General features: G+C 71.1%; 15 protein-coding genes. 4 read left to right on the top strand and 11 right to left on the bottom strand.

Annotation, left to right across the window (positions count from 1 at the left end; translation table 11 throughout):
- Window positions 1–118: 118 nt before the first annotated feature.
- Complete coding sequence (locus tag AC3ZJJ_RS03120) at window positions 119–1,048, top strand: nucleotidyltransferase family protein (RefSeq protein ID WP_489893803.1); 930 nt, start codon at window positions 119–121, stop codon at window positions 1,046–1,048.
- On the opposite strand, the gene AC3ZJJ_RS03115 is transcribed toward AC3ZJJ_RS03120, so the two are convergent.
- The 10 genes from AC3ZJJ_RS03115 to AC3ZJJ_RS03070 form a co-directional block, all read right to left on the bottom strand.
- Window positions 1,045–2,712: a sensor histidine kinase gene (locus AC3ZJJ_RS03115; RefSeq protein WP_489893802.1), complete on the bottom strand. Its 1,668-nt coding sequence runs from the start codon at window positions 2,710–2,712 to the stop codon at window positions 1,045–1,047. The genes AC3ZJJ_RS03120 and AC3ZJJ_RS03115 overlap by 4 nt on opposite strands.
- Window positions 2,713–2,773: 61 nt before the next feature.
- Window positions 2,774–4,123, bottom strand: coding sequence for a phosphoglucosamine mutase (gene glmM, locus AC3ZJJ_RS03110; protein WP_489893801.1), 1,350 nt, complete (start codon window positions 4,121–4,123; stop codon window positions 2,774–2,776).
- A gap of 118 nt (window positions 4,124–4,241) precedes the next feature.
- A complete protein-coding gene (gene galU, locus AC3ZJJ_RS03105) occupies window positions 4,242–5,162 on the bottom strand; it encodes a UTP--glucose-1-phosphate uridylyltransferase GalU (protein WP_489893800.1) in 921 nt (306 codons plus the stop codon).
- 107 nt (window positions 5,163–5,269) lie between these two features.
- Entirely contained in the window at window positions 5,270–7,366 is a 2,097-nt protein-coding gene (locus AC3ZJJ_RS03100) for a malectin domain-containing carbohydrate-binding protein (protein WP_489893799.1), read from the bottom strand.
- A 2-nt stretch (window positions 7,367–7,368) separates the two neighbouring features.
- Complete coding sequence (locus tag AC3ZJJ_RS03095) at window positions 7,369–8,655, bottom strand: lipopolysaccharide biosynthesis protein (protein ID WP_489893798.1); 1,287 nt, start codon at window positions 8,653–8,655, stop codon at window positions 7,369–7,371.
- A complete protein-coding gene (locus AC3ZJJ_RS03090) occupies window positions 8,652–9,557 on the bottom strand; it encodes a glycosyltransferase family 2 protein (RefSeq protein ID WP_489893797.1) in 906 nt (301 codons plus the stop codon). Before AC3ZJJ_RS03090 ends, AC3ZJJ_RS03095 begins: the two co-directional genes overlap by 4 nt.
- The gene (locus AC3ZJJ_RS03085) at window positions 9,554–10,132 is read right to left on the bottom strand and encodes an LbetaH domain-containing protein (protein ID WP_489893796.1); all 579 of its coding nucleotides are present in this window, start codon (window positions 10,130–10,132) and stop codon (window positions 9,554–9,556) included. Before AC3ZJJ_RS03085 ends, AC3ZJJ_RS03090 begins: the two co-directional genes overlap by 4 nt.
- Window positions 10,129–11,493 carry an O-antigen ligase family protein gene (locus AC3ZJJ_RS03080; RefSeq protein WP_489893795.1) on the bottom strand — a complete coding sequence of 455 codons (1,365 nt, stop codon included), beginning with the start codon at window positions 11,491–11,493 and terminating at the stop codon, window positions 10,129–10,131. Before AC3ZJJ_RS03080 ends, AC3ZJJ_RS03085 begins: the two co-directional genes overlap by 4 nt.
- On the bottom strand, window positions 11,483–12,400 hold the full coding sequence (locus tag AC3ZJJ_RS03075) for a glycosyltransferase family 2 protein (protein WP_489893794.1): 918 nt from the start codon (window positions 12,398–12,400) through the stop codon (window positions 11,483–11,485). The genes AC3ZJJ_RS03080 and AC3ZJJ_RS03075 overlap by 11 nt, the downstream gene beginning before the upstream one ends.
- Entirely contained in the window at window positions 12,400–13,578 is a 1,179-nt protein-coding gene (locus AC3ZJJ_RS03070; RefSeq protein WP_489893793.1) for a glycosyltransferase family 4 protein, read from the bottom strand. Before AC3ZJJ_RS03070 ends, AC3ZJJ_RS03075 begins: the two co-directional genes overlap by 1 nt.
- Before the next feature lie 262 nt (window positions 13,579–13,840).
- Here AC3ZJJ_RS03070 and AC3ZJJ_RS03065 point away from each other — a divergent pair, with 262 nt between their 5' ends.
- Complete coding sequence (locus AC3ZJJ_RS03065; protein ID WP_489893792.1) at window positions 13,841–15,262, top strand: tyrosine-protein kinase domain-containing protein; 1,422 nt, start codon at window positions 13,841–13,843, stop codon at window positions 15,260–15,262.
- Between the two features lie 38 nt (window positions 15,263–15,300).
- Window positions 15,301–16,641 (top strand): UDP-glucose dehydrogenase family protein, encoded by a 1,341-nt coding sequence (locus AC3ZJJ_RS03060; RefSeq protein WP_489893791.1) that lies wholly within the window; start codon window positions 15,301–15,303, stop codon window positions 16,639–16,641.
- Window positions 16,642–16,807: 166 nt separating this feature from the next.
- Here AC3ZJJ_RS03060 and AC3ZJJ_RS03055 read toward each other — a convergent pair whose 3' ends face one another.
- Entirely contained in the window at window positions 16,808–17,824 is a 1,017-nt protein-coding gene (locus AC3ZJJ_RS03055; RefSeq protein WP_489893790.1) for a hypothetical protein, read from the bottom strand.
- A gap of 434 nt (window positions 17,825–18,258) precedes the next feature.
- On the opposite strand from AC3ZJJ_RS03055, the gene AC3ZJJ_RS03050 reads away from it, so the two are divergent.
- Window positions 18,259–19,752: an HNH endonuclease signature motif containing protein gene (locus tag AC3ZJJ_RS03050; protein WP_489893789.1), complete on the top strand. Its 1,494-nt coding sequence runs from the start codon at window positions 18,259–18,261 to the stop codon at window positions 19,750–19,752.
- Window positions 19,753–19,852 lie beyond the last annotated feature (100 nt).

Here is a 19,852-nt window from a genome sequence, read left to right as displayed (position 1 = left end):
CCACGCTCCACTCGCCCCGCATCCAAGATGCGGGACAGGGGACTCCGCCACCGGCGGGGTCCCTTGTTTGCGGGCCCGCCCTCCGGCCCCGCCGTTCGGCGTCGCCTAGAGTGAACGCGTGACCGTCAAGCAGGAATTCTGGCAAGAAGAGGCCGTGCCGCTCTCCGCGGCGCTGGTCGCCCACATCGCCGAACGGCGCGGCCTCCGCTGCCTCATCATCAAGGGCCCGGCTGCCGTGGCGGCGGGCATGCGGCCCGCCCGCCCCTCCGCGGACACCGATGTGCTGGTGCACCCCGCCGATTTCGAGGCCCTCTGCGCGGCCCTGGCCGAACGCGGCTGGGAATCGCGCCCGTTCGAGGACGGTGTCGGCACGCCGAAGCACTCGGTGACGTTGTACCACCCGCAGTGGCCCACCGACCTTGACGTCCACTTCCGCTTCCCCGGTCTCGACGCCGACGAGGCAGCCTCCTTCGAGGCGCTGGCCCGCGCGGGCACAACGCACGGTTTCGCGGGCCGGCGGGCGCCCGTGCCGGACGTGCGCGGCCACTTCATCATCCAGGCGACCCATGCCATCCGTAATGTGGCGTCCGTTCCGTTCCGCGCGGCAGGGCAGGCGGACTTCGACCATCTTGTGGCCCGCCCCGACCTGCCCGCCTGGTCAGAACTCCTGCCCCTCATTGAGGAGACTGGCTCCCTGGCTGCCCTGGAGCCCATCCTGCGGAAGGCCTACCCCGAGTCGAGCGAGTTGGAATTCCCGCCGCCGAGCGAGGATTGGCTACTTCGAAACAAGGCCACACTTCCCGGAGCTATAAAGATGCACCATCTGCTCAGCGCACCGTGGCGTGACAAGTGGAGCGTACTCGCACGCTCGCTCGCACCGTCCGTGGAAAGTTTGGCCGCATCCGATCTTGCCCTCCGCACCGCGGACGACGCCTCGCTGGCCCTGCGGCGACGCGCGCGGCTCGGCCGCTTCCTGCGGCAGCTGCCGGCCACGTCGCGGCAGGTGCTGGAGATCCGCCGGGCGACCCGGCGTCGCACAACGAACTAGCTGTCCACCAGCGCCGGCGCCGATCCCAGGACGATGCGGAAGGTGCTCCCCTGGCCCACGGCGCTCTCCACCTCGATGGTCCCGCGGTGGGCGTCGACCAGTTCCTTGGTGATCGCCAGTCCCAGGCCGGCGCCGGCGATGGCGGCGTTGCGGACGGAGGAGGTGCGGAAGAACCGCGTGAACAGGCGCTCCAGCTCCTCCGGGCTCATGCCCATGCCCGTGTCCGCGACCTCGAGGACCACGTCGTCGTCGCGGCGGAAGGCGGAGACGGTGATGGTTCCCCCGGACTTTGTGTACTTGACCGCGTTGGACAGCAGGTTGTCCACCACCTGGCCCAGCCGGCGGTCGTCGCCCACTGTGGGCAGCGGGCCACGGATGTCGCTGCGCAGCTCGATTCCCGCCTGTTCCGCGCGCACCGACTGGGACTGGACGCACGAGTCCACGATCCCGGCCAGGTCCACCCGTTCCTTGTCGATGACCAGCTGGCCCGTGGCGGCGTCGAGCAGGTCGCCGACGAGGCCCAGGAGGCGCTCGGCGTTCCGGCGCGCGACGCCGATGTAGACACCCACCGAGCTTGCGAGGTCCGGATCGTCCTGCGCCAGCTCCAGGTAGCCGATGATCGACGTGAGCGGGGTCCGCAGCTCGTGGTTGACGTTGGCGAGGAACTCGTCCTTGGCCGTGAGCGCCTCGATCAGGTCCGTGACCTCGTGGAAAACGACCACCGAGCCGCGGCGGCGCCCGTGCTGGTCCGCGATGGTCTTCGCGGAGGCGTCGTAGGCCCCCTGGTTGTCGCCCTCCCCGATCCACACGAGCTGCCCGGAGTACTCCTCGCCCAGGACGGCGCGGCGCACCGGCCGGTCGTCCGCCTCGAGCGGGGTCTTCCGGTCGGCTCCGAAGATCAGCAGCTGGCGCTCGTTCGGGTCCGCGATGTCCCGCGGCGTGGCCTGCCGGTGGATCGACTCCTGGCGGGGGTTCATCAGCACGTCGTGCCCGTTTTCGTCCACGACGACCACGCCGACGTTGGCCGCGTTCAGCACGCCGTTGAGCAGCAGGGTGCGCGTCTCCGCCTCGCGCAGGGCGCCGGCCAGGCGGCGCTCGGTGCCGGAGACGATCGCGGACATCACGGACACGGAGACGGTGAAGGCCAGGATCATGATCGGCATTAGTAGTGGGCGCAGCAGGTACGCGAAGCCCTCGCCGGCGTCCTCGTTGACGCGCTGGATGTAGACCACCAGGAGGGGTATGACAAAGGACGCCAGCCGGACCAGCCGCGGATGGATCCGCGTCCAGGCGAGCCAGAAGAACGGCAGTCCCAGCAGGATGGACAGGCCGGCCAGCGAGTGGTGGCCCGCGATGGCCACCAGGGACAGGCCCACGACGTCGGCCAGTGGCACCAGCAGCTGCATTTTCTCGCCCCTGCGGCCCGTCGGCACGTAGAACACGCCGACCGTGGCGGCCGCGATGATGGCGACACCGACCCACAGGATCGGGTTGTCCAACGTGTGGTGCCAGTGGACCACGGAGATGAGCAGCAGGACCACCAACGTGGCGATGGCCGTCGGCGCCTGGTTCAGCACCACCGCCGTCCGGCCCGAGATGTTGCCGGCCTCGCCCCTCAGGTCGATGATGTCGAAGATGCGCCGTGCGCGGGATGGGTCGGTCAAGGTGCGGTCACTTCCGGACGTCGCGGGCGGATCGGGGCGGTTGCTGGGGGCCGGCCGGGCCTCAGACGAGCGCCACGGCCTGCTGCACAACGCCGGCGAGCCGCTGGGCGACCGCGTCGGCCGTCTCCTGCTCCGTGGCCTCGACCATCACCCGGACCACGGGTTCGGTTCCGGAGGGGCGAAGCAGGACCCGGCCGGAATCGCCGAGTTCCCGCTCCGCAGCGCGGACGGCGTCCGCAATGTCCGTGTTGGCCGTCACGGCGGCCTTGTCGACGCCCTTGACGTTGATGAGCACCTGCGGCAGGACCGTCATGATGCCGGCCAGGTCCTTGAGGCTCTGGCCCGTGCCCGCGACCCGCGCCGCCAGCTGGAGGCCGGTCAGGACGCCGTCGCCCGTGGTGGCGTAGTCGGCGAAGATCACGTGGCCGGACTGCTCCCCGCCGAGGTTCAGGCCGCCGGCGCGCATGGCCTCCAGGACGTAGCGGTCGCCGACCCCGGTCTCCAGGAACTCGATGCCCTGCTCGCGCATCGCGATCTTGAGGCCGAGGTTGCTCATCACGGTCGCCACCAGCGTGTTGTCCGTGAGCTTGCCCTGGGCCTTGAGCGTGGTGGCCATGATGGCCATGATCTGGTCGCCGTCGACCACGTTGCCCTCGTGGTCCACTGCGAGGCAACGGTCCGCGTCGCCGTCGTGCGCGATGCCCAGGTGGGCCCCGTGCGCCAGGACCGCGGCCCGCAGGTTCCCGAGGTGGGTGGAACCGTAGCCGTCGTTGATGTTGATGCCGTCGGGATCGGCGCCGATGACCACCACGTCCGCCCCCGCGGCGGAGAAGACCTCGGGCGAACAGCCGCTGGCGGCGCCGTGGGCACAGTCCAGGACCACCTTGACGCCGTCGAGCCGGTTGGGCAGCGTCCCGAGCAGGTGGACGATGTAGCGGTCCTCGGCGTCCGCGAAGCGCCGGACGCGTCCAACGTCGCCGGCGACCGGGCGGAGCGGCTCGCGCTCCATCTCGGCCTCGATGGCGTCCTCGAGGGCGTCGTCGAGCTTTTGGCCCCCGCGGGCGAGGAACTTGATGCCGTTGTCCGGAGCGGCGTTGTGGGACGCGGAGATCATCACGCCGAAGTCGGCGCCGAGGTCGGCGACCAGGTAGGCGGCGGCCGGCGTGGGGAGCACACCGGCGTCGAACACGTCGACGCCCGCCGCGGCGAGCCCGGCCTCCATGGCGGCGGAGATGAAGTCGCCGCTGATCCGGGGATCGCGGGCGATCACGGCGACCGGCCGCTTGCCCGCCGGCACCTGGTTGAAGCCCAGCACCACTGCCGCCGCCTGGGACAGCTGCATGGCAAGTTGGGGCGTGATCAGAACATTCGCTTTTCCACGGACGCCGTCCGTGCCAAATAACCTAGCCATAGTCGCTCCATCATATGGCCGGGCAAGGCATTGCCAACCTTTTCGCTGGTCAGCCCGATTCGCTCCGCGCACGGAAAAGGCGCGGGACCCCCTCGGGGATCCCGCGCCTTCGCTGTGCCTAGCGGCCGAGGGAGACGTCGTCGCTCTCGAGCTCGGGAAGCACCACGCCGTACTCGGTGGAGAGCCACTCGCGCAGATCGTCGCCGAAGTCGCTGGTCTCCACGGCGAGCTTGACCACGGCCTTCACGTAGCTGAGCTTGTCGCCCGTATCGTAGCGGCGGCCGGTGAAGACAACGCCGTACACGCCGCCGCCCTCGCCCTCCATGCCCGCCAGTTCCTGCAGCGCGTCCGTGAGCTGGATTTCTCCGCCGCGGCCCGGCGCGGTGCGGTCCAGGACCTTGAACACCTCGGGGTGGAGCACGTAGCGCCCGATGATGGCCAGGTTGGACGGGGCGTCCTCGACGGCGGGCTTCTCCACCATGCCGTTGATGCGCACGTAGCCGTCCTCGGACACCTCCGCGACGTCGGCGCAGCCGTAGGAGCTGATCTGGTGCTCCGGGACCGGCATCAGGGCGACGACGGATCCGCCGGTGCGCTCCTGGACGGCGATCATCTCGTCGAGCAGGCTGTCCCGCTCGTCGATCAGGTCGTCGCCCAGCAGCACCGCGAAGGGCTCGTTGCCCACGTGGTAGCGGGCACGTAGGACGGCGTGGCCGAGGCCCTTGGGATCGCCTTGGCGCACGTAGTGGATGTCGGCGAGGTCCGAGGCGTGCTGGACCATGGCCAGCTTCTCCAGGTCGCCCTTTTCCTTCAGGACGAACTCGATGTTCGGCACGCGGTCGAAGTGGTCCTCCAGGGGACGCTTGTTGCGTCCCGTGACCATCACGATGTCGTGCAGCCCGCTGCGGACCGCCTCTTCGACGACGTATTGGATCGCGGGCCGGTCGACGACCGGGAGCATCTCCTTGGGCATGGCCTTCGTGGCCGGCAAGAACCTGGTCCCGAGACCCGCCGCCGGAATCACTGCCTTCGTGATCATCAGTCTTCCCCCTTTTTACACAAAGCGTTGTTGGAAACAGATGCTACAGGTTTACGGCGTCAGTTTCCCTTTTCGTCAAGCCGCACCGCAACAGTTGCATTTCGGCGTCAGGGCAAATCCCCGATCCACGTGGTGTTCTGCGGAAGCCAGGTTTCGGTGGCGCCGAGCGCGACCACCACCTTGTTGCCGGCCCGCTGGACGATCGCTCCCTGGCGTGGCGCCGGGAGCGGATCCAGCGTGGTCCAGGAGTCGGCCGCCGGGTCGTAGGCCACCACCTCCGCAGTCGGAGCGAAGTTGTCCACCTGTCCGCCGGCCAGGATGATCTTGCCGTCGGAGACGAACGTCCCGCCCTCGAGGTGGCTCTTGGCGGTGGGCATGTCCGCCAGGCGCGTCCAGACGTTGGTGGCCGGATCGTAGACGTGGGCGTCCTTCTGCTGCAGGTGCAGGCGGTGGTGCTCGTGCTCTCCGCCCATCACGTAGATTTTGCCGTCGACGGCCGCGACGGTCGCGTGGTCCTTGGGATTGGGCTGCGGCGCGGCCGTCGACCACGCGAGCGTCGCGAGATCCAACACCCAGTGGTCCGCCACGTTGGTGTGCATGTCCGCCTGCAGGCCGCCAATGTAGTGGAGCTTGTTGCCAACGACCTTCGCCGCCCCGGCCCCGCGGGGCGCGGGCAGGTCCGGCAGCCTGGTCCAGGTGTTGTCCAGCGTGTCCAGCCGGTAGATGGTCGACGTCGTATCCTGCTGGGGCGCGCGGCTGTCGTCGAGGTCGCCGGCGAATCCGCCCGCGAGGTAGATGTAGCGGCCGTCCGTGGTGGTCCCCTGGTGGGTCTCGGCGAGCCCGGCGGGCATGTTCCCCAGGTTTGTCCAGACGCCGGTGGCGGGGTTGAAGCCGTAGTAGCCGCGCCGGACCCGGTACTGGTTGTCGAACCCGCCGAAGCTGTAGATGGTTCCGTTCACCGTAGAGACGGCGGTCTCGTAGCTGACCTGCGGGGCCGAGGGACCGGAGGCCCAGCTGGCGGGCCAGGCGATCCCGTCCGGGTCGGCGGGCCCGGTCGGGTCCGTGGGCGTGGTGCTCCCGGCCGGGTAGACAACCTCGATGGCGGACACCGTGGGCTGGTTGGCGGACGCGGAGAATTGGATGTTCAGCGTCCCGTCGGTCACGGCGATCGTGTGGGTCGTGACCAGCGCGGTGGCGGCCCCGACCCGCGCGAAGATGTCCAGGTTATCGAGCTCGACGGCGCCGCCCTCGAGGTTCACGTCGAAGACCCGCTGCCCCGCCGCGCCCGCGGGCGCCCATGGGTGGGCTCCGAACCACAGCTCGGCGAAGTGCAGCCTGACGGTGAACTCCCCCGCCCGCTGGAGGGGAATGGCGTAGGAGAACTGGCCGAGGTTTGCCGTAGCACTGCGTTCGTCGCGGTAGAGGACGTCGTCCTCCGTGCCGGCGATCGCGGTGGCGGAGCCGGTCCAGGTCTTCCCCCCGCCGGAATACGTGTCCGCGGCCCAATCGACGCCACCGGAGGTGGCCGCCGGCCCGCCGGCGTTGATGCGGAGGGGCGGAATGGCCGACGTCGGGGGGTCCACCGGGTCGGGATCCGCGGGCGCCTCGGGGTACACCACCTCGATGGCCGCCACCGTGGGCTGGTTGGCCGAGGCCGCGAATTCGAGGTTCAGCGTCCCGTCGGTCACGGCGATGTCCGTGCTGGCGACGAGCGCCGTCGCCGAGCCGGCCCGGGCGAAGACGTCCAGATTGTCCAGCTCCACCGCGCCGCCCTCGAGGTTCACGTCGAAGACGCGCTGCCCCGCCGCGCCCGCGGGAGCCCACGCGTGCGCGCCGAACCACAGCTCGGCGAAGTGCAGGCGGACAGTGAAGGTCCCGCCGCGGGTCACCGGAATCGCGTAGCCGAAGGAGCCGAGGTTCGCCGTCGCACTGCGCTCGTCGACGTACAGGGCGTCGTCGTTCGTGCCGGCGATGGCCGTGGCGGAGCCCGTCCAGGACTTGCCGCCCGTGGAGTAGGTGTCCGCCTGCCATTGGACCCCGCCGGCCACCAAGGCGGGGCCGCCCGCGTTGATGCGGATGGTCTCCTCGTCGGCGGCGGCGGCAGGCACCGCCGACAGCGGCCCCGCCGCCAACGCCAGCGCCGCGGCGATCGCCGCCGCAGAGGCCGTCCTCGTGCGTGTTCCCGATTGCTGTTTCCGTTCCATGGTCAACGTCCTCTCGATGTGCTGCCGGCGGGTTTCAGTTCGCGTTCGGCCCTGCGGTTGGCGGCGGCGCGTTCCGGGCCCCGCGGGCGGAAGGTGGGTGTGTTCGGAGGGGCGGCCGCGCGCTCCAGCCGGGTCCAGAGGAAGAGGCATTTCAGGAAGTAGGCCGCGCCGACCCCCGCGGCGGCCCCGGTACCGCCCCACTGCCAGGCCCCTCCCGCGATGAGCGCCAGGGTGACGGCGGCGAACACCATGCCGTTGCGGGCCACGAAACCGGCGTGGCCCTGCCCCTGCAGGATGCCGCCCAGCGGGGACGCCAGCGACACGAACGGGAGCGAGCAAAGTCCCCAGGCCAGCATTGGCGCCGCCCCCGCGAACGCGTCGCCGAAGAGCAGCCGGACGATCGGGCCGCTCGCGAGCGCCAGTCCGCCCAGCGGCACCAAGGCCGCGACGGCGGAGACGACCAGGACGCGGCCCAGCCGCTTCCCCTCCGCGAGGGGGTGCCGGGCGGCATGCGGGAGCACAACGGCCGCGGCCGCGCCGCCGACCAACATAAACGGCCGGATCAGCCGCTCGGCCGCGGAGTAGAGCCCTGCGGACTGCACGGACGCCAGCGCGCCGATGAGCGCCGCGTCCAGCGTCCGCGACGCTGTGCTGACGTTCGCGACGACGTACGGAACCAGCGCCCGGTACATCGCCGCGGCCGTCGGCCGCGGTCCGGGTTCGGAAACGCGGCGCCGCAGGTCCGCCCGCACGTGTGCCAGGCCGAAGGCGGCCGACGCCAGTTGTCCCACCACGTAGGCGGCCACCGGGTCCACGCCCAGCGCATGGAGGGCGAACATCGCGGCGAGCGTGAGCGAGCGGCGCACCGTGATGGAAACGATGACCACGCGCTTGGCCCGGTCCGCCACCGCAACGGTCAGTCCGGCCTCGACGAACTGGTCGGCGGCGAGGGCCAACGGCAGGAGGCACAGCCACGGGGACAACGCCCCCGCCGCGGCGGGCAGGGCCAGGACAACGCCGAAGAGCAGCCCCGCCGCCGCGTTGCCCAAGAGGTTCAGGCGCAGCCCCAGTGCCACCTCTCCGTGGTCGCCCCGGGCCCTGGCCCGCGGAATGTAGCTGGAGAGTCCCCAATCGGACACGGTGAAGAGCACCATGCCCACACCCGTGACGATCGCGACCACGCCGAAGGTCTCGGCCCCGACCCACCGGGCCAGCAGGATGACCGTCAGCGCCTGGAAGCCGCTGGCCGCGCCACGCGAGAGCAGCAGGGCGGCGAACTGCCCCCTCACGCGTAGCTCCTGCCGCCGGCGGCGAACCGCTCGCGGAGCAGCTGGGCGACGTGGTGCGGCGAGGAATGGAGCCACATCATCGCGAAGTGGAACACCCGGCGCCGCAGCGGTTGCGCGGGGTGCCTGTGCGCGAGGTGGAGGTCGCGCCGGAGCAGGCGCAGGTCCCTCGACCCGAGCCGGTCCCGGTGCTTGTCGATGTAGCGCTCGATGCCGGCCACGCGCCGCGGGCCCCGGGAAGACAGGTGGTCCTGCCCGTCGCCGTTCTGGACCACCAACTCGCGCTCCACGACGGCGTACGTGGAGCCTCGCCTCAGGCTCCGCACCAGGAAGTCCAGGTCGTTGTAGACGGGCAGGCCGGCGTCGAACCCGCCGACCGCGTCGAAGGCCGAGCGTCGGACCACGAAGTTGCTGCCCGTCATGCCCGGGTTCAACGCCACGCAGTCCGCCGCGTCGATACCGGCCCGCATGGCCCAGGAGCGGCGGCCGGGTTGGCCGCCCACCTCGATGGTGCCCCAGGCGATGCCGAGGTCCGCGTCCGCGGCCCGGAGGCGCTCGACGCAGGCCTCAAGGAAGCCGGGCTCCCAGCGGTCGTCGTCGTCCAGGAACGCCAGCAGCGGCGTGGTTGCGAACGTCGCGCCCAGGTTCCGCGAACTCGAGGCACCCTTGGGATCGTTGCCGCTGCCGTCGACGTACAGCGTGGGAACCGGGCCGGTGGCGGACTCGACGCGGGCGCGCACGTCGGCGGAACCCGTGTCGTCCACAACCACAACGAGGGCCGGCGGAAGGGTCTGGCCCTGGGCCGATTCGACGGCGACCATCAAGGCCTCGATCCGCCGGTGCGTGGGGATGATGCACGTGACCGCCGTGGGCGGGCCGGCGGTGGGGCTGGCTCTCTGTGTCATGCCGGTTCCTTCGATGGTGGGGTCTGCGTTGCCGTGAGGACGCGGCCGGGATTTCCGACAGCCGTGGCGCCGGCGGGCACGGGCACCAGGACCACGGCTCCCGCGCCGATGCGGGCCCCGGCTCCGATGGCGATGTCGCCGATGATGCTGGCCCCGGCCCCGACGTCGACCCCGTCGCCGAGGCGCGGCGCAGGGGCTCCGGCGGCCTTGGATCCGACCGTGACGTTTTGGCGGAGGGTGACGTTCCGGCCCAGCTCGGCGCCGGCGTGCACCACCGTTCCGATGCCGTGGTGCACCGCGAGGCCGGGTCCGATGCGGGTGCTGACCGGCATGTCCAGCCCCACCATGAACAGCGCGGGCCACCGGTAGAGCAGGGTGGTGGCGGGCGCGAGGCGTCTCAGCGGCCCGCTGTGTGTGCGCGCCGCCTGGGCCAGGCGGAACAGCACCAAAAGCACCTGGATCTGGGGCTGTCCGGCGTTACGGTGCCAGTCCTGCCCGAGTCGCCCGGCCACCGTCGTCCGCGTGGACTCGCCCGCCGTTGGTGTCCCGGAACGCACCCCGGATCGCGCCGTCATGGCGACACCCGCCCGGAGTGTGCGCCAGTCGCCGTGCGGCGGCGTCCGTCCCAGCGCGGGACGGCCGGGAGGTCCGGGACGGCGGGGACGGCCGCCGCGCTGCCGCCCGGCGGATCGGCCTCCGGTGTGGTGCGCAGGCGGGCGTAGAGCAGGCCGAACACCACCGCGAGCAGGTACATGGCCGCGGTGTAGTCGGGCAGGTTGGATTCGGCGCCGTTGACGAGCATAAAGGCCACCAGGGCCAACATCAGCGCGCCCTCCCAGCGGCCGCGCGCGGTCCAGCGCGCGATGAACATCAGGATCGGCACGGCGGCGGCCAGGATGACCGCCGCGCCCACAAGCCCGAATTCGACGAGCAGCTCGATCGGCAGGCTGTGCGGCGGGCCGCCCAGCGGCATGACGTAGGTGGAGGTGCTGCCCAGCCCGTAGCCGAGCACGGGGCGCTCCGACCAGAGGTGCAGCAGCCGCTCCCAGTTGATGATGCGCCATTCCAGGCTGTTGGCGCTGGACCCGGTGGCGAGCGCCGCGGCCACATCCATCTCCTCGAACTCGGCGAGCCTCCCCGCGGCGCTGCTCGAGAGGAACGCGAACGTTCCGAGTAGCGCGGTGACAATCAGGACGGCGGCCTTCTGGATGGTCCGCAGCACCGCGGAGAAGAGGAGGAACACGAGCCCGCCCACGGCGAAGGCCAGGACCGCGCCAAGGGTTTGTGTCATGACCAGCCCCACGAGGCTGACGGCCGCGGACACCAGGGCCCACGGCGAGCGCAGCTGCCAGGCCACCACAATGAGCGTCAGGGCGGCGACGGCGAAGAACGCCCCCGCCGGACTCGGGTGGCTGAAGGTGCCCGCGAGGCGGCCGCCCGGGGAGAGCGCGAACTCCTGCCCGGAGACGAACCCGGCGAAGGAGAGGACGCCCGCGGGCAGGACGGCGAGCGCCAGATGGCGCAGGGGGTCGTTACCCCGGCCCCTGCCGAAGCGCGCCGCCAGCACGAACAGGGCCAGCATCGAAACGTACGCGGCGGCCTCGCTCACGGTGGTGGTGGAGAAGCCGGCGATGTCGATGGCCACCCAGCTTCCGAGCGCGAGCACAAACAGGATGGCGCCCACCACCGCGTGCACCGCGGGCCGCAGCGGTGTCCCCGAGGGCACGACCGCGGCGATCATGGCCAGGACGCCCAGCCCTGCGGAAGCGGCCACGAAGGCCGCCGGCCCCGTGCCGGTCGACGTCATGCCGAAATCGGTCAGCGCGCGGAGGGCGACGATGGCAAAGAGCACGGCGCCGGCCGGCACCGCCGGCAACACCAGCAGGACCAGGCCGGCGCAGACGAACACACCCAGTCCGAGCGACTCAACGTCCATCGTGGGTCACCCCTCCGGCCAGGACCGGGATGCCGTGGCGCACCGGTTCGGCGATGCGGACGTACCGCCGGACGAGCGCCCGGTCCAGCGGCGGGAGGCCCTCGGCGTGCGCCCGGACATGCCGCAGGAACTCCGCGACCTCGGCTGCCTCCGGGGCCGTCGCGGTGGGCCGGTGCAGCAGGTGGAAGACCCGAGGGGCCCCGCGCAGCACCTGGCGGCTCAGTTCGGCGTGGGAGTGGGCGGTGGCGGCGTCGCCGGCCGACGCGGCGAAGAAGTCCGGCCGCGCCGTGACCTGGTTCTCGTGACGGCGCAGGACGATGCCGGGCGTGCCGGTGCGGCGGAGCGCATATCCGTCGGCGCTGAGCCGCATCCAGAGGTCGTAGTCCTCGGATGGAACTTCGCGGTAGCCGGAGACGGCGTCCAGCGCCGAGCGGCGGGCCATCATGGTGGAGTGCGCGACCGGATTGCCCACCAGGAGCGCGGCGCGCACCCCGCGGGGCCCGAGCGGAAGCGGGGCCATGGGCCGCAAGCGGCCGGCATCGTTGTGCACCACGGACATAAAGACGGCGTCCGTCCGTGTACGTTCGATGACCGCCGAGGAAACGGCGAAGCGCCACGGCAGGACGACGTCGTCCGCGTCCATGCGTGCCACCAGCTCGCTGTCCGAGGCGCCGAGCAGTGAGTTGAGCGTCCGTGCGACGCCGCCGTTTTGAGGCGCCGCCGTCACCACCAGACGTTTCTCGGCGAAGGCGATCGGCTCGAGGACACGCAGCGTGCCGTCCGTGCTGCCGTCGTCCATCACGCGCAGCTCGGCGTCCGAGGGCAGCGCCCGCAGCGTTGACCGGACGGCTTTCTCCACGGTCGATTCCGAGTTGTAGGCCGGCATCAGCACCGATAGCCGCGGCATCAGCGGGCCCCGTTCTGGACGGGAGCGTTGAAGACGGATTGGACCAGTGTCTCGGCGCGGAGGTGCGCGACGGCGGAGACCGGTCCGTTGCGGTCCAGACCGGTGGCGTCGGCGATGCGCAAGGCCAGCTCGGACGGTTCCCGCCCGCAGGTGTATCCCGTGATGCCGTCGACCACAAGCCCGCCGGTGTCTGAACCGTGGGTGACGACGGCCGGCAGCCCTGCCGCAAGCGCCTCGACCAGGCTGCGCGGATAGCCCTCGTACCCGGGGTGGGACGTCATCAGGAACACCCCCGAGGAACAGGAGATCTCGGCGACCTCGCCCCGCTCCACCCGCCCGCGCAGCGTGATGCCGCTCCGCACGCCCTCGGGCAGGTCCGCCACCAGCGCCTGAACGGCCGGCAGCAACGTGCCGGACCCCAGCATCTCCAGCGTGTAGCCGGCGTCCGGGAACCGTTCGACGAGTTCTGCGTAGGCCGCGATCGCCAGCGCCGGGTCCTTGGGCGCCTCGAGCCGTCCCACCCAGACCAGACGGTGCGCATCGCGTGCCCCGCCCGCGGGGGCCAGGAGCTGCGGATCGAACCACTGGGGCATAAAGCGTGCGGCCCGGTTCCAGCGGGTGGCCTGCTTCGCGTAGTCGGCGTTGAAGACGATCACATCCGCGGAGCCGCGGACCACCCGTTCCTCGAGCTTTCCGTGCAGCGCGCCGGCAAATCTCCAGAAGGAATCTGAGTGGCCGCTGCGCAGGCCGGCCGCCTGCGTGTGGATGAAGTAGGTGACGGGGCGGCGCTTGAGCGTGCCGATCACCAGCGCCGTGTCCATGCGGTGCGCGTCGACGCGGACCGCATCGGGAATCCTTCGCCAGTACCGGGCCGTGCCGGCCAGCACCCGGAGGATGTGCGGCATCCTGCGTCCCGGCGCCGCCGGATCCAGCCGCGCCACAGGAAGGAACCAGAATGGCGTCTCGCCCAGGACGTGCCGTTCCCACCGGCCGAGGCGCCGCTCGGCGGGCCCCTGGCCGCCGTCGACGCCCACCACCGCAACGTCCGTTCCGGACGGCAGGTACTTGAGGATGTCCCGGATGCAACCGTCGATGCCGCCGGGCACGGGACTCACCGGATCGAACTGGTGGACCAGTAGTCTGCCGGTGCGTGCGGCCGGTGGCGCGGTGGTACTCATGTTGGCGTTCCTTCCCCGAGGTGGACGGCATTCCCCTGTTGTGCCGCCTCCCCACCGACACTAGGAAGCCGCGCCGGGACCGGCACGGGTACCCGGCACGCATTCGCACTACTCGCTTTGCCCACCGGGCGGCATCCGGGTACTGGACTCTGGGCTCTGGGGCCAAAATCGCTATCCAGGGCGGGGCACGCTGAACCAAGATGCTCGTATCGGGGGTCCTTGACACGCATGGGGCCGCAACAATCCACACCACTCTTGGAAGGTGATCACCTTGCATCTCAAGGACTATCTACGCATTGCGAGGCGGCGCTGGATCGCCATCGTCGTGTGCGCCCTGTTGGGGCTGGCCGGCGGCGGGGCCGCGGCCATGCTGACCACGCCGGTCTACACGTCGCAGACCCAGCTGTTCGTCGCATCGGGCTCCACCGAGACCATCCTGGAGCGGCAACAAAGCAGCCTGTTCATCCTGTCCCGGACGCACTCCTACGTGGGCATGGCAAGCACCCCCACGGTGCTGCAGCCGGCCATCGCGGAGTTGGGGCTGGACATGACCCCCAGCACGCTGGCCGAGCACGTCAACGCGTCCGTGGACTCCAACACCGTCCTGATCACGCTGGAGGTCACCGACGGCACGCCGCAGGGGGCGGCCGACCTGGCCACGGCGGTCTCGGAGAGCCTCGTGGCCGCCGTCGACGACGTCGAGGGCCTGTCCTCCGACGGCGACCCGCTGGTGTCCCTGACCGTCGTCACCCCCGCGACGCTCCCGGCGCTGCCGTCGCAGCCGAACGTCCCGCTCTCGCTGGGACTCGGCCTGCTGATCGGCCTGGCCGTGGGCATCCTCTCCATCTTCACCGCGGACGCCCTGGACAACCGTGTGCGCGGAAAGAAGGACCTGCTGCAGGTCACCGACGCGCCCGTATTGGGCGGCATCCCGTTCGACCGTGCCGCCACCAGGACTCCCATCCACGCGGCGGACGCGCTCCAAGGGCTCCGGGCGCAGTGCTTCCGCAAGATCCGCACCAACCTGCAGTTCGCGCAGTTCGACCGCCAGGTCAGTTCCGTCCTGGTCACGTCCTCCGTCGCGGACGAGGGCAAGAGCACGACGGCGGCCTCGCTGGCACTGGCGTTGGCGGACGAGGGCCACAGCGTGGTGCTCGTGGACGCCGACCTGCGCCGGCCGAGCATGGCCAAGTTTTTCGGCCTGCCGAACCGGACCGGACTGACCACGGCGCTGATGGGAGAGGAGGGCGTCGACGACCTGCTGCGGCCGCTGCCCGGCAACGCCCACCTGCGCGTCCTGACCACCGGGAAGGTGCCGCCCAACCCCAGCGAACTGCTGGCCAGCCAGGCCATGCGCCGACTGGTGGCCCACCTTGAGTCGGCATTCGACTACGTCGTTATCGACGCGCCTCCGCTGCTGTCGCTGACGGACGCCGCCATCCTGTCCCAGCAGGCCGGTGGCGTGGTGATGGTGGTCGGCAGCGGGCAGGTGCAGGCCGCCGAGCTGGAGGAGTCGATGTCCACGTTGCGGATCGCCAACGCCGAGCTCCTCGGCGTGGTGCTCAACCGGCTGCCGCGGCGCGGCCCGGACGCCGACCGCTACGGCTCGTACTACCTGGCCGAGGCCGCCTCAGCCGCCCCGGCGGCGAGGGCCGCCGAAGCCGACCAGCCCGCCGGCCTGTAGGCCACGGCGTCGGACCATCCGAACAGAAGGACTGACACATGCGTATTTCAGTGATCGGCTGCGGCTACCTCGGTGCCGTCCATGCCGCGAGCATGGCCAAGTTGGGGCACGACGTCGTCGGGATCGACGTCGACCGGCGCAAGATCGACGAGCTCGCCGCGGGCCGGGCGCCGTTTTTCGAGCCGGGACTGCCGGAACTCCTGGCCGAGGCGCAGGACACCGGCCGCCTGCGCTTCACCACGGACTTCGCAGAGGCGGCCTCGGCCGTCGTGCACTTTGTATGCGTGGGGACTCCGCAGCGCAAGGGCGAGTTCGCCGCGGACCTCGGATACGTGGAGGCGGCGTTCGGCGAGCTGGCCTGCCTGCTGAAGCCGGGCGACGTAGTCGTCGGCAAGTCCACTGTCCCCGTGGGGACCGCCGCACGCATGGCCGCGCTGCTGCGCGTCCGGGAGCCGGACGCCGTGCTGGCGTGGAATCCGGAGTTCCTGCGTGAGGGCCACGCCGTCCAGGACACCCTGATGCCGGACAGGTTTGTGTACGGGGTCCCGGACGGTCCCCTCGGCCGGGACGCCGTGGCGGCGCTGGACGAGGTCTATGCGGCCGCGCTTGCCGCGGGCACGCCACGCCTCGTGATGAACCTGGAGACCGCGGAACTGGTGAAGGCCGCCGCGAATTCGTTCCTGGCCACCAAGATCTCCTTCATCAACGCGATGGCGGAAGTCTGCGACGCCGCGGGCGGGGACGTCACGCTGCTGGCCGACGCCATCGGGCTGGACGAGAGGATCGGGCGCAAGTTCCTGAACGCCGGGCTGGGCTTCGGCGGCGGATGCCTGCCGAAGGACATCCGCGCGTTTATGGCGCGCGCCGGCGAGTTGGGGGCGGACCAGGCCCTGACGTTCCTGAAGGAGGTCGACTCCATCAACATGCGCCGGCGCACCCGCGTCGTCGAGATGGCACGCGAGCTGTGCGGGGGGTCGGTGATCGGGCGCAGGATCGCCGTCTTGGGGGCGGCGTTCAAGCCCGAGAGCGACGACGTCAGGGACTCCCCCGCGCTCAACGTCGCCGCGCAGCTCCAGTTGCAGGGCGCCACGGTGACCGTGACGGATCCGGAAGCGCTGGGGAACGCCGCGCGGCGTTTCCCGGAGCTGGGGTTCGAGGCGGATCTGGAGAGCGCGGTGCGCAACGCCCACGCCGTCCTGCTGCTGACGGAGTGGCGCCAGTACCGCGAGCTGGATCCTGTGTGGCTGGCCCAGCGGGTTGATCTGCCACTGATCCTCGACGCGAGGAACGTGCTGGATCCCGAGCGGTGGCGGGACGCGGGATGGACGTACCTCGCGCCGGGGCGGTCCCAGGTCCGTGCCGTGACACGCGTGGGCTGACCGCGGCACCCCGCCTGGCCCGCCGCCCCCGCCCGCCGTCCGTCGCCCGGGCTGCGGCAGGGGCGGGGTTGGGTTGGGTGCCATGGCCGGCCATCGCCCGGGCGGGGGCGGGGGCGGGGGCGGGGTTGGGCTGGGCTGGGTGCCGCGGCCCTCTGATATCCGGCTCCTATCCGGCCGAGACTTCCGGCAAGGGTGCCACCCTGCGGGTGCCGCCGCCCGCGACGTTCGTCTCCGTGTTGTTGGTGACAACGCGCAGCATGTTCTTCAGCTTTCCCCAATCGGCCTTCATTCGGGCGACCGCCGTGGCATTGGACTTGGGCTCCGCATAGATGGCCACGCCGCCTGAACGGTCCAGTACGTGCGCCCCGTAGTTCTGCAGCGCGCGGGCCAGCGCCTTGCCCTCGGGGCTGAGACCCAGCGAGTCGATCTTGACCGAGCCGGGCAGGGCGAACATCGTGCCCATGGGGATCGCACCGGCATACGTGCTGGCCGAGTTGCCGTCCTCGTCGTGCGCAGGCCACACCCCCGTCCCGCCGTTGACGCTCTTGAGCTGGTCGTTGTCGATGGCCATGGCGATGCTGTGTGGGATATTGAGGCTTGCCACTTCGTGGGCGCGGATGAGTCCGTGGAGCTGGCTGACGCCAGCCGCCCTCGTGCCTGCCTTGGTGCCCGTGCCCGTGATGTCGGTAGTCACCAGGTAGCCGGCCGACATGGTCGTGGTGGACGTCCGCTTGAGACCCCACAGTTCATAGGCGGTCTTGCCGTCGGGCTGGACGATCGTCATGTGCCCGTCCGTGCCCGTGGTCGTGGTCGCGCCGGAGGGCACACGCATGGATTGTCGCCAGTTCGCGTTGATGGAGACGGTCACGGTCGGATCACTGGCAGTGGCGCGGTAGACCGGGATCGACCAACTGTCGCGGTTGATGTTTGCGGAATGCTTCTGAAGGGCGACATTCCGCCGATCGGTGGCGGAACCGAAGATCGCGCCCGATCCGACGGAGGTGTTGGAGAATGCGCTGGAGCGGAACGGGTGGTTGAAGGCGATTCGCTTGGCGCTGACGGTGACGGCCGCCGGCACGGATGTGCCGACCTTCGTCGGGGCAGCGGCCGCCGAACCTCCCAGGCCCAAGACAAGCAGGGTTGCGGCGGCGGCCGCGGTGATGGTCGTCGTTTTGGTATTCACTTTTTGTGGCGTCCTTAGTAGTGATGACAAAGTCATCCCCCGGCACCCGGCAGCCCGCCCGGTAGGTCAGTCCGGTCGAGTGCGGCCCCCAGATGCCGAGACAAAGGTAACCGAAGTGGACGGCTTCACCTAGCCGAAGGAACAGCAAAACGGGTGTTGCTTTTGTGACGAGTGTGCTGCATGGGCACGTGGCGTCGATCCGGCTTAGGGTCGGCGCTTGAGTGCGACGCTTCAGGGCGGGGCTGGAGGTGGAGGTCGACGGGTCGGTCGGTTCGGGAACCACGCCTTCGGATGCGTTTCAAGAGAACGGCAACCGGATTGGAGTCACGTCCACGCTCGCGCGTCTTGTCCTCCACATGCCTCGCAAGCTGTCGTTCGTCCACCATCCCGGTTCCGGCCGCTTACTCGAACACACGTTCGATAAGACTGGGGGTATGGACTCCCCGACGCCAGACCACACGACCCAGGGACCGGACTTCCGGTCCCTGCGGGCGCTGGTCCGCGCCGGGATCGACGAGCTCCTCGCCCGCCCCGACAACCGGGACGAGCTCGCCGCGCTGCTCCCGACGATCGAGGACCTGCACCACGAGGTCCAGCGCGCCCAGCTCGTCGCGGCCCAGGCCGCGGACCGGGCGGGCATCGCCCTGATCGGCGCCCCCGGCGCCGGGCCGCGGCGCCCGGAGTACCGGTCCACGGCCGACTACCTCGCCCGGACCCTGCGGATCGGACGGGCCGAGGCCCGCACCCGGCTCGAGGTCGCCACCGCGGTCCTGCCCGCCCGGTCCCTGACCGGGGAGCCCGTCGCGCCCCGCCACCGCGCGGCGGCCGCGGCCCTCGACGCCGGAACCCTGTCGCTGGGCACGGCCGCGCTGCTGGTCCGGGCGCTGGACCGGGTCCGCCCGGCCGCCCGGCAGCTGCCCGGCGGGGGCCACCGCGAACTCGAGGCCATGGAAGCGAACCTCGTCGCCACCGCCGGGCAGGCCGGACCGGAGACCGTGCGCAAGGTCGCCGAGGTCTGGGAGCTGCGCCTGGACCAGGACGGGCGCGAGCCCTCCGAGGAGACCAAAACCCAGCTCCAGGGGCTCTTCGACTGCGGGCGCCGGTTCGGGCTGCGCGCGTTCCGGCTGTTCATGGACGACGCCCAGGCCGAGCGGCTCCTCGCCGCCGTCTCCCCGGCCGCGAACCCCCGCACCGGCCCCCGCCCCGACCCCGCCGCACCCGGCGCCGCCTGCCCCGGAACCGGGCGAGACCTCAACGCGATGACCCTTGACGGGGAGGCGGTCCCGGCCCCCATGGACCCGCGGACGAGGGCGCAGAAGCTCCTCGACGGGCTCGTCGGCGCGCTCGGCGTCGCCCTGTCCACGAACCGGCTGCCCCGCAACGGCGGGAACCGCCCCCAGGTCATGGTCACCATCGACCACCAGACCCTCCTGGACCAGCTCGCCCCCACCGCGGCCGGGCCCTCCGGGGCCGGGCCGACCGGAGCGCGGCGTTCCGAGGCCGTGCACGGCGGGACCATCCACCCGCGGCACGTCCGCCGGATCGCGTGCGACGCGGACCTGATCCCGGTCGTCCTCGGCGGGGACGGGCAGGTGCTCGACGCCGGCCGCGCCGAGCGGCTGTTCACCGAGGACCAGCGCCGGATCCTCTACGCCCGGGACCGCGGCTGCACCGCGCCCGGGTGCGCGGCCCCGGCCGACGGGTGCGAGGCCCACCACGTGTGGTGGTGGTCCCGCGGCGGGCCGACCGACATCGACAACGGGGCGCTCGCTTGCGCGTTCCACCACCACCTCGCGCACGCCGGGGACTGGGAGATCGAGGTGATCCGCGGGGTCCCGTACTGGATCCCGCCGGCCCACGCGGACCCGTCACGGCGCCCGCTGCGCAACACCTACTTCCACCCCGAACCCAGCCACGCCCCCTGCTAACCGGACGCGCCCCGGCACGCCCCTGACCCAGGGCCCGGGACCGCACACGGGCGGGGCGCCGATCCAAACGAACCGGCGCCCCGCCGCCCACTACCTCTTG

The sequence above is a fragment of the Arthrobacter sp. AOP29-A2-19 genome (genome assembly GCF_058138025.1).
Note: the sequence above shows the minus strand (reverse complement) of the source record. Positions and strands in the feature narration are given on the sequence as shown.